The 14,008-nt window shown below is 63.1% G+C and carries 14 protein-coding genes; 6 read left to right on the plus strand and 8 right to left on the minus strand.

What is annotated here, in order from left to right; translation table 11 throughout:
• Positions 1–43 precede the first annotated feature (43 nt).
• Positions 44–958, plus strand: coding sequence for a HEAT repeat domain-containing protein (locus PHA81_RS00445; protein ID WP_005043298.1), 915 nt, complete (start codon positions 44–46; stop codon positions 956–958).
• A 2-nt stretch (positions 959–960) separates the two neighbouring features.
• Here the strand turns inward: PHA81_RS00445 and PHA81_RS00450 are convergent, their stop codons facing one another.
• The 6 genes from PHA81_RS00450 to PHA81_RS00475 form a co-directional block, all read right to left on the minus strand.
• Positions 961–1,194 carry a hypothetical protein gene (locus tag PHA81_RS00450; protein WP_005043299.1) on the minus strand — a complete coding sequence of 78 codons (234 nt, stop codon included), beginning with the start codon at positions 1,192–1,194 and terminating at the stop codon, positions 961–963.
• Between the two features lie 70 nt (positions 1,195–1,264).
• Positions 1,265–2,338 carry an oligopeptide/dipeptide ABC transporter ATP-binding protein gene (locus PHA81_RS00455; protein WP_005043300.1) on the minus strand — a complete coding sequence of 358 codons (1,074 nt, stop codon included), beginning with the start codon at positions 2,336–2,338 and terminating at the stop codon, positions 1,265–1,267.
• Entirely contained in the window at positions 2,328–3,416 is a 1,089-nt protein-coding gene (locus PHA81_RS00460; RefSeq protein WP_005043301.1) for an ABC transporter ATP-binding protein, read from the minus strand. Before PHA81_RS00460 ends, PHA81_RS00455 begins: the two co-directional genes overlap by 11 nt.
• Complete coding sequence (locus tag PHA81_RS00465; protein WP_005043302.1) at positions 3,416–4,444, minus strand: ABC transporter permease; 1,029 nt, start codon at positions 4,442–4,444, stop codon at positions 3,416–3,418. The genes PHA81_RS00460 and PHA81_RS00465 overlap by 1 nt, the downstream gene beginning before the upstream one ends.
• Positions 4,431–5,432, minus strand: a complete 1,002-nt coding sequence (locus PHA81_RS00470) for an ABC transporter permease (RefSeq protein WP_005043303.1) — start codon at positions 5,430–5,432, stop codon at positions 4,431–4,433. Before PHA81_RS00470 ends, PHA81_RS00465 begins: the two co-directional genes overlap by 14 nt.
• 157 nt (positions 5,433–5,589) lie before the next feature.
• The gene (locus PHA81_RS00475; RefSeq protein WP_005043305.1) at positions 5,590–7,500 is read right to left on the minus strand and encodes an ABC transporter substrate-binding protein; all 1,911 of its coding nucleotides are present in this window, start codon (positions 7,498–7,500) and stop codon (positions 5,590–5,592) included.
• A gap of 229 nt (positions 7,501–7,729) precedes the next feature.
• Between PHA81_RS00475 and PHA81_RS00480 the strand changes: the two genes are divergently transcribed.
• Complete coding sequence (locus PHA81_RS00480; RefSeq protein ID WP_005043306.1) at positions 7,730–8,107, plus strand: hypothetical protein; 378 nt, start codon at positions 7,730–7,732, stop codon at positions 8,105–8,107.
• Between the two features lie 74 nt (positions 8,108–8,181).
• On the opposite strand, the gene PHA81_RS00485 is transcribed toward PHA81_RS00480, so the two are convergent.
• A complete protein-coding gene (locus PHA81_RS00485) occupies positions 8,182–8,637 on the minus strand; it encodes a universal stress protein (RefSeq protein WP_005043307.1) in 456 nt (151 codons plus the stop codon).
• Between the two features lie 136 nt (positions 8,638–8,773).
• Here PHA81_RS00485 and PHA81_RS00490 point away from each other — a divergent pair, with 136 nt between their 5' ends.
• On the plus strand, positions 8,774–11,005 hold the full coding sequence (locus PHA81_RS00490; RefSeq protein WP_005043309.1) for a glycoside hydrolase family 3 N-terminal domain-containing protein: 2,232 nt from the start codon (positions 8,774–8,776) through the stop codon (positions 11,003–11,005).
• 454 nt (positions 11,006–11,459) lie between these two features.
• A complete protein-coding gene (locus tag PHA81_RS00495) occupies positions 11,460–12,494 on the plus strand; it encodes a tyrosine--tRNA ligase (protein WP_005043310.1) in 1,035 nt (344 codons plus the stop codon).
• Between the two features lie 12 nt (positions 12,495–12,506).
• Here PHA81_RS00495 and PHA81_RS00500 read toward each other — a convergent pair whose 3' ends face one another.
• A complete protein-coding gene (locus PHA81_RS00500) occupies positions 12,507–12,845 on the minus strand; it encodes a helix-turn-helix domain-containing protein (protein ID WP_005043311.1) in 339 nt (112 codons plus the stop codon).
• A 148-nt stretch (positions 12,846–12,993) separates the two neighbouring features.
• Between PHA81_RS00500 and PHA81_RS00505 the strand changes: the two genes are divergently transcribed.
• Together PHA81_RS00505 and PHA81_RS00510 are read left to right on the plus strand one after the other, a co-directional pair.
• Positions 12,994–13,431 (plus strand): DoxX family protein, encoded by a 438-nt coding sequence (locus PHA81_RS00505; RefSeq protein ID WP_085945728.1) that lies wholly within the window; start codon positions 12,994–12,996, stop codon positions 13,429–13,431.
• A 188-nt stretch (positions 13,432–13,619) separates the two neighbouring features.
• The gene (locus PHA81_RS00510) at positions 13,620–13,991 is read left to right on the plus strand and encodes a DoxX family protein (RefSeq protein WP_005043314.1); all 372 of its coding nucleotides are present in this window, start codon (positions 13,620–13,622) and stop codon (positions 13,989–13,991) included.
• Positions 13,992–14,008 lie beyond the last annotated feature (17 nt).

Genomic DNA, 14,008 nt, shown 5'->3' on the forward strand with positions numbered 1-14,008 from the left:
CCGACCGTTACGCATATGTCTCTCGCCGCCGCCGTTCGTGGCAATGACACACGCAACCGCGGACGACGTTCGAGAGCTCGATCCCGACGAAATCACGCCAGCCGACATCGACATCGAACGCGTTCGAGCTGGACTCACCGACGAGGAGAACCTCGTTCGGACCCACGCCGCCAAAATCGCTGGCGCGCTCGCGGACCAGGATCCCGACGTGGTGGTTCCCGTGGTGCCGACGCTTCTCGATCGGCTCGCGGAGGATCACTCGGTCGTCCTGAAAGAGAGCCTCACGGCGCTCGCTCTCGTCGCCGACGAACGGCCCGCCGAACTCACCGACGGAGTGCCAGCCCTCGTCGATCTACTCGATCACGACCTCCCGCTAGTGCGGACGTTCGCCGCACGCGTCGTCCGTCCGCTCGCGGCCGAGCACCCCGAGTGGTTCGCGACCGAACTCGACGACCTCCTCGCGACGCTCGACAGCGAGATCACGAATCTCGTCGAGGGGCTCGAAGAGCCACCGATGGGCGGCCTCTCGACGTTCGAGCAGTACCGTGCCATCGGCGAGGAGGGACGGAAGCGACAGCTCGCTGCGCGGGCGGTCGCGGCGAACGTCGTCGTGGCGGTCGCCGAGGCCGACAGCGGTGCGCTGGTCGAACACGTCCCGGCGGTCGTCGATCTCCTCGACAGCGACGATACCCTCTTGGTCACGACGAGCGCCGACGTGATCGCGAGCGTCGCCGAGGACTATCCCGAGGCTGTGAGTGACGCGACCGACCCACTGTGTGCGTGTCTCGACACCCACGACGGTGCCGTGAGAGCGAACGCCGTCACCGCACTCGGATACATCGGCGACGATAGCGCAGTCGGTCCGCTCCGGGAGGTCGCGAACGACGCCGAAGCCGACGAGGATCTCCGTGCGCTCGCCGCCGAAACCGCCGACTGGCTCGCTCGCGACGCCGCTTGAGATCAGGGCTCGCGCTGGCGACGCGCGGCGTACCAGTACGTCCCGATCGCGGTCACCCCCAATCCCACGATCAGGATGAGATTGACGTACGCGATCGCTCGCGACTCGGTGCCGGGCTGCCCGAACGCAAACGTGATCGCACTCAGCAGCATCATCAACACCAAAAACGCCCAGAGCAATCGGAAGTACTCCCGTGATTCGTAAACCAGCGTCCAGAACTCGTCACGCCACGACATGTTCGCCGTATCGACGCGCCGTCGCAAAGAAGCTTCGCCCGCAGGTCGACTGAGAACGACTCGAAGAAGATCAGTCGGTGAGTTCCGGACTATCCCAGTATTCGTGATCCTCGTCCTCGCGGAAGCACGCTACTCGCTGGCCGTCGTGCTGGTAGTCCGGCGGCGATGCCTGCCAACAGGCCTCGCGGGCCTCCGGACACCGGGTGTGGAACCGACAGCCCGACGGCGGGTTCACCGGATCCGGGATGTCGATCTTCCGCATCGGCGGCTCGCCCGCCTCTCGGAGCGAGAGATCCGGCGTCGCCCACCGTAACACGTTGGTGTATGGGTGGTGTGGGTCGTTCACCATGTCCTCGGCGGGACCGATCTCGGCGAGCTCGCCGAGGTACATCACACCGATCTTGCCGTCGCCGTGTTGGGTGAAGTACCGTGCGTTCGAGAGGTCGTGGCTGATGAACACGTAGGAGGTGTCGAACTCCTCTTGGAGATCGAGCATGAGATCCATCATCTCCACCCGCAGCGAGACGTCGAGTGCACTGATCGCCTCGTCGGCGAGGATCACGTCGGGGTTCATGAGGAGTGCGCGACACAGCGCGACGCGCTGTTTCTCCCCGCCCGAGAGCTCGTGGGGGTACCGATCGGCGAAATCGGAGGCCGGTGTCATCCCGACGTGTTCGAGGAGCCCGTAGATGCGCTCGCGGCGCTCCCCGCGGCTGAGGTCCGCACCCGTCAGCCGGAGCGGCTCCGAGAGGATCGAGACCAGGCGACGGTTCGGATTGAGCGAACTCCCGGGATCCTGGTGGATGATCTGGAGTGACTGGCGGATCTCGTCCCACGTGATGTCGGCGTCGCTGTTGCCGTCTCGAACGTCCCAGATGTCGTGACCACGATATTTCACGCTACCGCCGGTCGGGCGCTGGAGCCCGATCGAGGTCTTGCCGAGCGTGGTCTTCCCACAGCCCGACTCGCCGACCAGCGAGAGCACGTCGCGCTCTTCGAGATCGAAGCTCACGCCGTCGACAGCCCGCACGGTTTCCGTCTCGTCACCGAAATCGAGCAGACCGGGTCGGTTCTCGAAGTGGACCTCCACGTCGGACAGCGAGAGCACTGGCTCCGAGCCCGCAGTGTCGTCGTTACTGCTCATCGGCAGCACCCCCTCCAGTCGCCGCGGTGTCTCCGAGCGAGTCGGCGTAGTTCAGCGGGATCTCCTCAATCGCCTCCTCCCAGTGGAAACACGCCGCGCCGTGTCCTTCTGTAACCTCGTGGTATCCAGGGACCTCCTCGCGACACTGCTCGGTCGCGAGCGGACACCGCGGATGGTACGCACAGCCGCTCGGGAGGTTGATCGGGGCCGGACTCTTCCCGTCGATCGGTCGCATCTCTTCGAGTGGTGCGTCGAGGTTCGGCGTCGAGTTCAAGAGTGCACGCGTGTAGGGATGACCAGCGTCCGTGATCATCTCGCGCGTATCGGCGATCTCGACCAGCTTGAACGCGTACATCACCGCGAGCCGGTCGGCGAGCGCCGCGACCAGCGGCAGGTCGTGGGTGATGAACACCATCGTGAGATCGTACTTCTCGCGCAGATCTCCCAGCAGTTGCAGGATCGAGCGCTGCATCAGGAGATCGAGCGCGGCGGTCGGCTCGTCCATCACCAGCAGGTCGGGATCGAGCACGAGCGAGAGCGCGATCAGCGCGCGCTGAGTCATCCCACCCGAGAGTTCGTGAGGGTACGAGTCGAGCACGCGATCGGGATCGAGGTAGAGATCCGAGAGGAGCTCGCGCGCTCGCTCCATCCCCGCTCCCTTCTCGGCGTCGTGGGCGTCGAGCGTCTCTACGAAGTGGCCACGGATCTTCATCGTGGGGTTGAACGAGCTCATCGCGCCCTGGAACACCATCGAGATCTCCTCCCACCGCATCGAGCGGAGCTCCGACTGGGAGAGTTCGAGGACGTCGGTTTCGGTCCCGTCGCTCGATCGGTGGACGATCTCGCCCGAGAGGAGTCCGGGGTTCGGCACCGCATCGAGCATCGCCGACGCGAGCATCGACTTCCCCGAACCGCTCTCGCCGACGATACCGAGGACCTCGCCCCGTTCGATCTCGAGCGAGACACCGTCGAGCACGTACGATTCACCGTCGTCGTAAGTCACCGACGCGTCGTTCATCCGGATGATCGGATCGGACGCACCGATGGCATCGTGTTGTTGGGTTCGTTCCATCGACATCAGGTCATCACCTCGTTGCTTGCGGTCGTTTCGTCCTCGTTACTCGTGGTTGATTCGGACCCGCCCGCAAGCCGCGTCCGGACTCGGGGGTTGAACACCCGGTCGAGCCCCTGGGACAGCAGGATGAGCGCCAGCGCGATCCCCATGATCGCGAGCATCGGGACGATCAGCTGGTAGAGCGCGCCGGTGCCGACGAGCGCTCCAGCCTGCTTGTAGGCGTTGTTGAGCTGGAGTCCCCAGTTCGCCACCGAGGTCGGGAGGATCCCGAGGTAGTACAGCCCGACCGAAGTGAACACGACATAGCGGGCGGCGTTCGCGAAGTTCACCAACACGTACGGCATCAGGTTCGGGATGATGTCCTTGAACAGGATCCGCGGCGTGCTCGCACCCATCGTCCGCGAGGCTTCGACGTAGGAGTTCTCCCGGAGCGTGAGCACCTGCGACCGAATTGCCCGTGCGAGCCCTGCCCAGTAGTTGATCGTGATCAGAATGCCGATAACTGCAGGATTTGTCGGACTGAACACCACCGCGAGCACCATCACCAGCGGAAGACCGGGGATCGACATCATCACGTCCGAAAACGAGGTCAGTCCTCGATCGACGATGCCGCCCTTGTAGCCGGCGACGGTCCCGATCAGGACGGCAACGCCGGTGGCGAACACCCCGCCGGTGGCGATCATGATCAGCATGGAGGGTGTGGCGTGGATCACCATCGCGAGGATGTCCTCACCCGATGCAGTCGATCCGAGCGGTGCGCTCCACACCTCGAACGGGCGGAGGCCTCGGGTGGCCTGGTTCGACGTCGGCACTCGGTAGAACCACGCGCCAACGGTCGCCATCAGGACGTACACCATGAGAATGGCCCCGCCGATCTTGGTTCGCCGGTCGTTCCACGCGACGAGACCTGGCTTGTAGATGAACTCCTCGTAGAAGTCACGAAGGCGTTCGCCCCACGTGACCTCGACGTCCGAGCTGGTCGTCTCGAAGGAGAACTCGCCGCTGACGGATTCGGATTCAGTAGGTTTCACTGGACTCACCCGATTTGATCCGCGGATCGATCTTGCCGTACGTGAGATCGGCGATGTACACCGAGAGCACCAGCGCGATCGTGATGACGAGGAAGATCCCCATCATCAGCGGGTAGTCCCGGTTTTCGAGCGCCTGGAACAGGTAGTAACCGATGCCGGGGTAGGTGAACACCTCTTCGAGAATCGGCGAGCCACCGAAGTAAAACCCGATCAGCGTGAGGAACCCGGTGTACATCGGGAGGATGGCGTTTCGCGCGACGTATCGCGTCGAAATACGTCGGTCGGAGAGACCACGCAGCCGGGCGACCCGGACGTAGTCCTCACCGAGCACCGAGATGGAGTTACCCCGCATCGCGAGCGCCTGGAGCCCCGCGCCAGTGATGACCAGCGAGGCGATCGGCAGGGCGGCGTGGCGGAGTGCGTCAACGATGAACTTGACGGAAAGACCAGCCTCGACCCCGGGACTCGTCCGATATCGGGCCGGCAGGATCTGGAACTTGTACGAGAAGAGCACGACGAGGCCGATCGCAAGCACGTAGAACGGCATCGACCCGAGGAGGATCGAGACGCTGCTCGATGCCACGTCGAACGTGGAACCTTCTCGGTAGGCCATGACCGCCCCCCAGACGATGGCGATGGCGAAGATGAGGACCACCGACGTGATCATGATGAACATCGTCCACGGAAGCGCGTCGCCGATGATAGAGGCGACCGAATTGGGGTTCGTGATCGACTGGCCGAGATCGCCCTGCAAGAGCGACGTGACGTAATCGAAGTACTGGACGTACAACGGCTGATCCGGTTGGACGTTCTGGTAGTTCTCGATGAGGGCGTTGATTCGCGAGGCCGAGTAGCCCTGTCGGCTCAACTCCGCGCGGAGTTGTACCAGCGGCCCACCGGGGAGCAGCCGGATCATGCCGAAAGTGAGCGTGATGACGAGCCATACTGTCAACAGTGCACGTATCGTCCGTTCGACGTAGTAGTTCATGGATTAAGTCGTGTGTGGTGGTTTCGTGTCCTCGATCGTCGACACCCGTTCGGGTGCCGAACTCGGCGTACGGTCTAGTATAGGTCTTTCCATGACCATGTGTAACGCGATACAGCTAATCCGCAATATGAATTGTGGTCGGTCGCTGGTAGCCGGCTTAGTTGCCAGCGTACTGCATCTCGCCTTGTCGGGGGAGCCACGTGTTGGCCCACCGAACCTGTGAGATTTCAGCCCCTTCCTCGGGGATGTTCCACTCGTTGCCGCCAGTGAGGAACGTCTGTTCGAGCTTCTCCATCACCGGGATCATCGGTAGGTCCTGATTGGCAACCCACGCCTGCTCGACGGTGATCTCGTTGATCGTGGACTCCTCGGTGGCCTGGGAGAGTTCGCCGATTCGGTCGGACGGATTGACCGTCATTTCGCCCGACCCTCCTCGCGCAGGGACGGTGATGTCGGCGTTCGAGCCACCTCGTTCCTGGTTGGACGCGGGGTAGTTGTAGCCGTAGCCCCGATCGTTGTAGACCAACTGATGGCGCAGCGAGAAGTAGGGGTACGCTCCGGACGGCGCGCCGTCGAGCCACCCACCTGCAGTGAGTACGAAGTCACCGTTCGGCCACGTGCTCCCGAGCAGCGTGCCGAACTGGCGTGCGTCGATGGCGCTCTCGAAGCCGAACGAAGCGAGCTGGTCGGCGACGGTCTGGGCGGCAGTGTTCCAGTCACTCCACCCCGCAGGCACCATGACCGGAAGACTGACCGTGTTGCCCTCGGAATCCTGCCACGTACCGCCTGATTTCGAGTAGCCGGCCTCTTCGAGAACCTGCGTGGCCTTCTCTGTCTGTGAACTGTCCATCCCATAGCTCTCGAAGTCATCCATCGCGTCACCGAGATACTGTTCGAGGGTGTCGGGTGTGATCCCGGTCGGGATCGGCGTCGGCTGCTTCGAGGGTTTCGAGACGTTGTTGACGGCTTGCTGTCGGTTGATGACGTACTGGATCGCCTGCCGAACGGCGCGGTCGCCGGCGTGCCGATGGTTGTGGTTCGGAACCAGTCCGAAGCCGAACGCCGATGGCGTCTGGACCTGCTGGATCGCGTCGGGCATCTGATTCACGATCCGTGGCGGGGTGAACAGGGTGAACACCGAATCGATCTGCTGGTTGATCAGCGCCTGTTGGGCCGCCTGGTTCCCGTCGAGGAACCGGCAGGCGTACTCGCTGAAGTTGATGTTCCCCGAGTCCGGATGATCGTCGCGTCGTTCGAGGAGTATTTGCTGTTGACTGGTGCCACCAAGCGACCACGGGCCACTGGCGATCGGATCGGTCCACGTGAACTCCTGGAGGCTCCTGAGTCCTTCTTCCTCGTTCTGGTTGATCTGTTCGACGAACTTGCCGAAGACGCTTTTCGGCTGGTTGACCCAGTTCCCGCTCAGTACCTGGAACTGAACGATCTGCTGGTTGACTTCCGAACCGAAGTTCATCCGGACAGTGCTGTCGTCGACCGCTTCGATGGATTCGGTGTAGTCCGCGAACCCGAGGCCAAGACTCAACCCGAGTCGAAGTTGGGTGACGATGTCGGCCGACGTCACGTCGTCGCCGTTCGACCACGTGAGACCGTCGCGGATCGTCATCTCGAACGTGTCGCCGCCGTAGTTCCACTCCGAGATGGCGTACGGCACGAACTCGCTCTGCGCGAAATTGTACTTGGCGAAGTGGTCGAACAGTAGATCGTCCGAAATCTGTGCGAGACCCGACGTGTTACTGGAGTTCCACTGGATGTTCGACGGCTGCTGATTGGTGTAGGTGAGATGCTGCGTGTCGTACACTTGGCCGCCGCCACCTCCACCGCTTTCGTTGCCGCTGCCGCCACCGCTCCCACTGCTGCCACCCTCGGATCCGTTGCTTCCGTTGCCACCACTGCCACCGCCGCCACCGCCGCCACCACCACCACTGTCGTTGTTGCTTCCGTCGCCGCCAGAACAACCTGCAAGTGCGGCGGCACCGGAGATGCCGGAAATCTCGATGAACCGGCGTCGGCTCACTATGTCGCTGTAACTATTGGCGTCGTCTGCCATGGTCCATCCTCACTCGGGGTATCATTCACAATAAGCGTTGTGGTGAAATCTATCATATAGCCCCGTCGATTACCGGCAAAGATTGCGTCGACTGCTCGGAAAATCGCCTGATTCCGGCACCCAATCATCGTGGGGATACAGGTGGTACCGATCGGAACACGGACTGTGAATTTGTTCGCTTCCGACAATCGGACGAGGGTTTTATTACTGTCATCCCAAACAAGGGGGCATGAAACGGTACGAGACAGACGTTCAGGATGACGTGCTCTACATCGAGACCGACGACGACTGGCTCGAAATCGGATCGATGGCCGACATCCGTCGTCTCGTCGGCGGGGCGACGTATACCCTCGAATACGACGAACGACAGCGCGCCGTCGGGTGGCTCGACACCGATTCCGACGGGACGCTCAGCTTCGAGGTCGACGAGACGGTCGCAGGAATGGATTTCGAGCGGGAGTTCGTCGCTACCCTCGAAGCGATCGACCGCGACGAGACCGACGTCAAGGGGGTTCCCCGCCGCGCAGCCGTGTTTGCGGACCTCATGACGTCGATCTGGGACGCGAAAGGCTCCCTCGACCGTACGGCGGAATCGGATTCCGTCTGACGCGAGCGGCGTTCGGGACGAACGATCGAGCGTTGGAACAGATCAACTGTGAACCACGAGGATCCCTTTTCGTTTCAGCCGGTGTTCAGCGTGACGTACCCATCGAAGTCGAGCACGATTCGCTGGGCGACGTCGCCGAACAGCGCTTTGCCGGCGGGCGAGCGATGACGGCCGAGGACGAAGACGTGATCGCAGTCGTGATCGGCTACGGTGTCGAGGACGGCGGTGGCGATATCGTCCTCGTCGGTCGCTTTGGCGACGATATCGACACCGACGTTCTCGGGGAGGACGTCGCGTGCCATCTCCTGGAGGTCGTTCGCAGCGGCGTCGAGGACGGCTCGACTGTCGTAGCTGACGTTCTCGACCGAACCGATCGACGCGAGCGTCTCGGCGTCGGTCTCGTACTCCGCCTCGGTCATCAATCGGAGGAGGACGAGTTCGGCGTTCGCCCCGTTCGCGTGCTCCCCGGCCTCCCGAAGGAGTGCCCGGTGTTCGTCGGTTCGCTCGGCAACGACTAGTCCACGTTCCATGTTCGAGCCACTCACGGCTCTCGTTGATAAAGCCACCGGGGCGATGACCCGACACCGAACGGTGCCATCAGGGACCGATTTCGGGACGACGGAACATCGCCGGAACGTTTTTACTTATTTGAGTGAATTTCGGGCCATGGGTTCGAACGACGCGAACGTCCCGTACCGTCAGTCGGAGCAATCCACGTCGGTGCGTGTCGACGACCTTCTCGATCGGATGAACACGGCCGAAAAGGCCGGCCAGCTCGTCGGAACGTGGTGTGGACAGCTCCGTCACGAAAACGACAGCGAGGACGCGAAGGCCGCGATCCGCGACCACCACATCGGCGTCGCCGCGCCGTTCGGCTGGGCCGGTGCGCTGTGTACGGGGATCGAGGAGACGGTCGAGACGGTCAACGACCTCCAGCGGTTCGCGATGGAGGAAACCGACTTGGGGATCCCGCTCCTGTTGAACGTCGACGCGGTCCACGGAAACGCGTACGTCGCCGGCGCGACGGTGTTCCCGAACGCGCTCGGGACGGGGGCGACGTGGGACACCGCAACCGCCGAAACCGTCGCGGGAATCACGGCGACCGAGGTGCGCCGAATGGGCGCTCACCAGAACTACTCGCCGACCTGTGACGTGGGCCGTGATCCGCGGTGGGGCCGGATCTTCGAGACGTTCGGCGAGAGTCCGCGGCTGTGTGCCGACCTGGCCGCGGCGAAAGTGCGCGGCTACCAGAGCGACGGGATCGATCACGGGGATTCGGTCATCGCCACCGCCAAACACTTCCCGGCGTACAGCGAGCCCGAGCGCGGTGAGGACGCCTCGCCGGTCGACGTCTCGGCGTACAAGCTCCGGAACACCTTCCTCCCCGGCTTCGAGGCGGCGCTCGACGCGGGTGTCGAATCGGTGATGCCATCGTACAACTCGATCAACGGCGAACCCGTTCACGGCTCCGAGTCGTTTCTCAGCGATCTCCTCCGTGACGACCTCGGGTTCGAGGGCCACGTCGTCTCGGACTGGAACGGCGTCCGCCACCTCGCCGACGACCACCGGACGGCCACAGACCAGCGTGACGGCGTGCGCCAGTCCCACGCCGCCGGGCTCGATATCGCCTCCGTGGGCCACGTCGAGCACGCCGACCACCTCGTCGACCTGGTCGAAACGGGCGAGATCGACGAAGAGCGACTCGACGAGAGCGTTCGTCGGATCCTTCGCGTGAAGTTCGAGATGGGGCTGTTCGAGGATCCGTTCGTCGACGCGGACGCAGCCCACGAGACCCTCGGCAGCGCCGACCACCGGCAGATCGCGCGCGAGGCCGCCCGCGACAGCATGACCCTGCTGAAAAACGACGGGCTCCTTCCGCTCGACGGGGACAAGGACGTGTTCGTCGGGGGGCCGAACGCCGACGACATCGTCCACCAGCTCGGCGGCTGGAGCGTTCCCCAGTCCGCGGGCGTGCCTGGCGATACGGTACTCGACGCCATCGAAGACCAAAGCGAGGGAAGCGTGACTTACGAGCAAGGGGCGACACTGAACGAGAACCGCGATATCGACGCCGCAGTAGAGAAAGCAGCGGCGGCCGACGTGGCGGTGCTCGCACTCGGCGAGGGGTGGTATCTCCACGAGTTCGGGCCGTCCGCGCAGGCGGGTGTCGAGACTGGTTCGTGGCCGACACGCTCGGATCTCCATCTCTCGGACGCTCAGCGTGACCTGGTGCGACGAGTCCACGACACCGGCACGCCGGTCGTCGGTGTTCTCGTGACTGGTCGGCCGCTAATTGTCGACTGGATGGCCCAGAACGTCCCATCGATCCTCATGGCGTACTACCCCGGAACCGAGGGCGGCACCGCGATCGCCGAGACCCTGTTCGGCGACAACGACCCCAGCGGACGACTCCCGGTCTCGATCCCGCGCTCGATGGGCGACCTGCCGCAGCACCACGACCACCTCGCACATCCCACTCCCATCGGCGACGACGAGCATCCCGACTCCTACGATCCACTCTATCCGTTCGGTCACGGACTGAGCTACACCGAGTTCGCGGTCGACGATCTCCGGGTTCGATCGGACGACATTGGCCCGGCGGACGACGTGGACGTGACGGTGACGGTCTCGAACACCGGCGACCGGCGCGGCACCGAAACGGTTCAGGTCTTCGCCACCCAGGAGACGAGTTCGCGCGTTCGCCCGCGGCGCTTTCTGGTGGGGTTCGAGCGCGTCGATCTCGACGCCAGCGAGTCGGCGGATGTACGCCTCTCGATCCCTGTGACCAACTTCGGGTTCCACAAACCGGGTGAAGGACACGTCATCGAAAGCGGCAGGTACCGTGTCCTGGTGAACGATCTCGAGTCGTCGTTCGAGATTCGTCCCGACGAGAAGTGAGGCCGATCGCGGCCGGAGAATCAGGATAATTATAAGTAATTTCACTATGCTCGTCAACCACTCATCGAAAGCGACTGATCGCTTTAGAGAGCAATATATTAGTTTGTATCTTTTTGAAGAGCAGATTTGCCGATTGGATCGTGAAGCCAAGACTCTGAGGCGACAGGGAAGCAACTAAAGTCGATGAAGTGTGGAAGTTCCCTCAGCGAATATTCAATTTTATTTGTCGAACGTGGTGGAGGGAGACATGGAGCCAGAAATCGGCTATAAGTGGATATTGCGTGCAAAAAACGTATTTCTACGATCGGTCTCGGTGTTCCCGACGGCATCTTCTCACAGTCGATTTTTGAGTTTTCAGTTCTAAAGTATAGTGTATAGTGTGTCTATCGGTGCCGTTGGTTACTACCGGGGATCGAAGGGAATCGCTTAACCGCACTCACGGGGCAGAGAGCGTATGGACCACGCGGAGCGAAAGCGGCTCGTGGCGCGGAACACGGCCGAGGTCGTCACCAACGAGGAGCTCGACGGACTGCTGGCCGACGACGATCCCACGGTGTACATCGGCTACGCGCCGACCGGCGAGATGCATATCGGTCACTTCACCACGATCCGCAAGCTCGCCGACTTCCTCCGCGCCGATCTCGACGTCACGGTGCTGATCGCGGACCTCCACGCCCACCTCGACGACGAGAAGAGCCCGTTCGACCTGCTCGACGCCCGCTCTGCGTACTACCGCGAGGCGATCGAGGGGATGGTTGAGGCCGCTGGGGCTGACCCCGACGACATCGAGTTCGTCCGCGGACGCGAGTTCGAACTCGATGCGGACTACTCGCTCGAACTCCTTCGAATGGCGGCCGACACCACGATCTCGCGGGTCCAACGCGCCGGCAGCGAGGTGGTTCGCCAGGCGGAGAACCCCAACCTCGGCGGGCTGCTCTACCCGCTGATGCAGACTCTCGATGTCGACGCGCTCGACGCCGACATCGCCTACGGCGGGATCGACCAGCGCGGCATCTACATGCTCAGCCGTGAACTGTTCGACGACCGCGGCGAGGACCCGCCAATCTGTGTGTTCGCCCCGCTGCTTTCCGGTCTCGCGGGTGGGAAGATGAGCGCTTCCGACGAGCAATCAAAGGTCAACCTCACCGACGATCCCGACACCGTGGTCGAGAAACTCCAAGGGGCGTACTGCCCGCAGGGCGAGGTCGAGGACAACGGCGTGCTCGAGTACGTCGAATACCTCGTCTTCCCGATCCTCGACGAGCGTGGGGAGGCCTTTCGCATCGAGCGCCCCGAGGAGTACGGCGGCGATCTCGTCTACGAGAGCTACGACGACCTCGAAGCGGACTTCGTGAGCGAGGAGCTCCACCCCCAGGACCTCAAAAACGCTGCCGCCGAATCCATCTCGTCGGCTATCGATCCGATCCGCCAGCGCTTCGCCGATCGGCCCGACCTGCTGGCCGACGCGTACCCCGAGAACTACGACTGATCGGAGTCCTGGCTACGAGCGACCCGCGCCATTGAGCCACTCGTCGGCCCACGCCTCGATCTCGTCGAAAACGGGACACAGCGCCTCGCCCTTCTCGGTGAGTCGATAATACGTGGCGATCGGGGCGTCCTCTTCGATCCGGCGATGCACGAGGTCCGCCGTCTGGAGATCATCGAGCACCCGCGAGAGGGTGCGTGAGCTCGCGTCGGTCGAGCGCTTGAGCTCGTTGAACCGCTTCTCGCCGTCTTGGAGGTCGTGGAGGACCACTAGACGCCACTGCGACCCGATCTGGTCGAGCGAATCCACGACGGCGCACGCCTCCTCGCCGTGGCGTGATTGCTGGGATGACATCGGTGATACCTGATTACATACGTGTCCGCGAGAGAATATATAAGTTCGGATTCCAACTAGGTAACGTTGTGATACCGACTTGCGGATACTCCGACGACACCCGGAATCGTTCGACGATCGATCGGCCGGTCTCCACGGGAAATCATCCGTGATCGCGCTCCAGGCTGGCATTTTCGATGCGTCGGGCGCTGGAATCGTCTTCCTGGTCGCGCGGCTCCTGTTCGGTGGCGTGCTCGCGTTCATGGGTATGAACCACTTCATGAACGCCGACCAGATGGTTCCCTACGCGGACGCGAAGGGCATCCCGGCCGCAAGTCTGCTGGTTCCGTTCAGCGGCGGCCAGCTGCTCTTCGGCGGCCTCGCAATCGTCTTCGGGATCTATCCCGTGCTCGGGGGAGGCGCGATCGCCGTGTTCCTCCCGATCGCGGCGGTCATGATGCACGATTTCTGGGCGGTTTCCGAGGAGGAACAGCAGTCAGAGCTGACCGACTTCCTCAAGAACGTCGCCATGACCGGCGGGGCGCTGGCCTTCCTCGCGGCCGGCGGCGTCGACTGGCCGTTCGCGCTCGGCATCGGCGCGTTCTGATCGCGGTTTTGCCCCGTGGAAACGGATCGAGATAATCGGTGCGATGGCATCGATGTCACCTCGTTACATCGGCGTCCGGGAAGTGATATACGTGCCCGACGCTAACCCGGTATCGAAGTGATACCGACTACTACTCTCCGACGACGCATCGCGAATCGATCGCCGGCTCACGGGACGGTGAGTGTCTGATGGGACGACTCTCGACACTCGGGCGCGCGCTGTTCGGCGGCGTACTCGCGTTCACCGCGATCGACAACCTCCGGGACATCGACGGGATGGCCGCGTACGCCGAGTCGAACGGCGTGCCCGCGGCCGACCGACTCGTGCCGCTTTCGAGCGGCATGTTGCTGGCCGGCAGTCTCGGGGTCGTCCTCGGTCGTGCCCCGCGGCTGTCCGCCGGCGCGATCGCGGCGTTTCTCGTCGGCGTGACGCCCACGATGCACGACTTCTGGAACCGGGAGGACGGGGAGCGCGAACAGCAGGTGATCCACTTCCTGAAGAACACCGCGCTGCTCGGCGGTGCGCTCTTTTTCCTCTCGCGCGGTCCCGCCGACGAATAGCTCGCGAAGCCACCCCG

It is taken from the genome of Halococcus sp. PRR34, assembly GCF_028617175.1.
Lineage (GTDB): Archaea > Halobacteriota > Halobacteria > Halobacteriales > Halococcaceae > Halococcus > Halococcus salifodinae.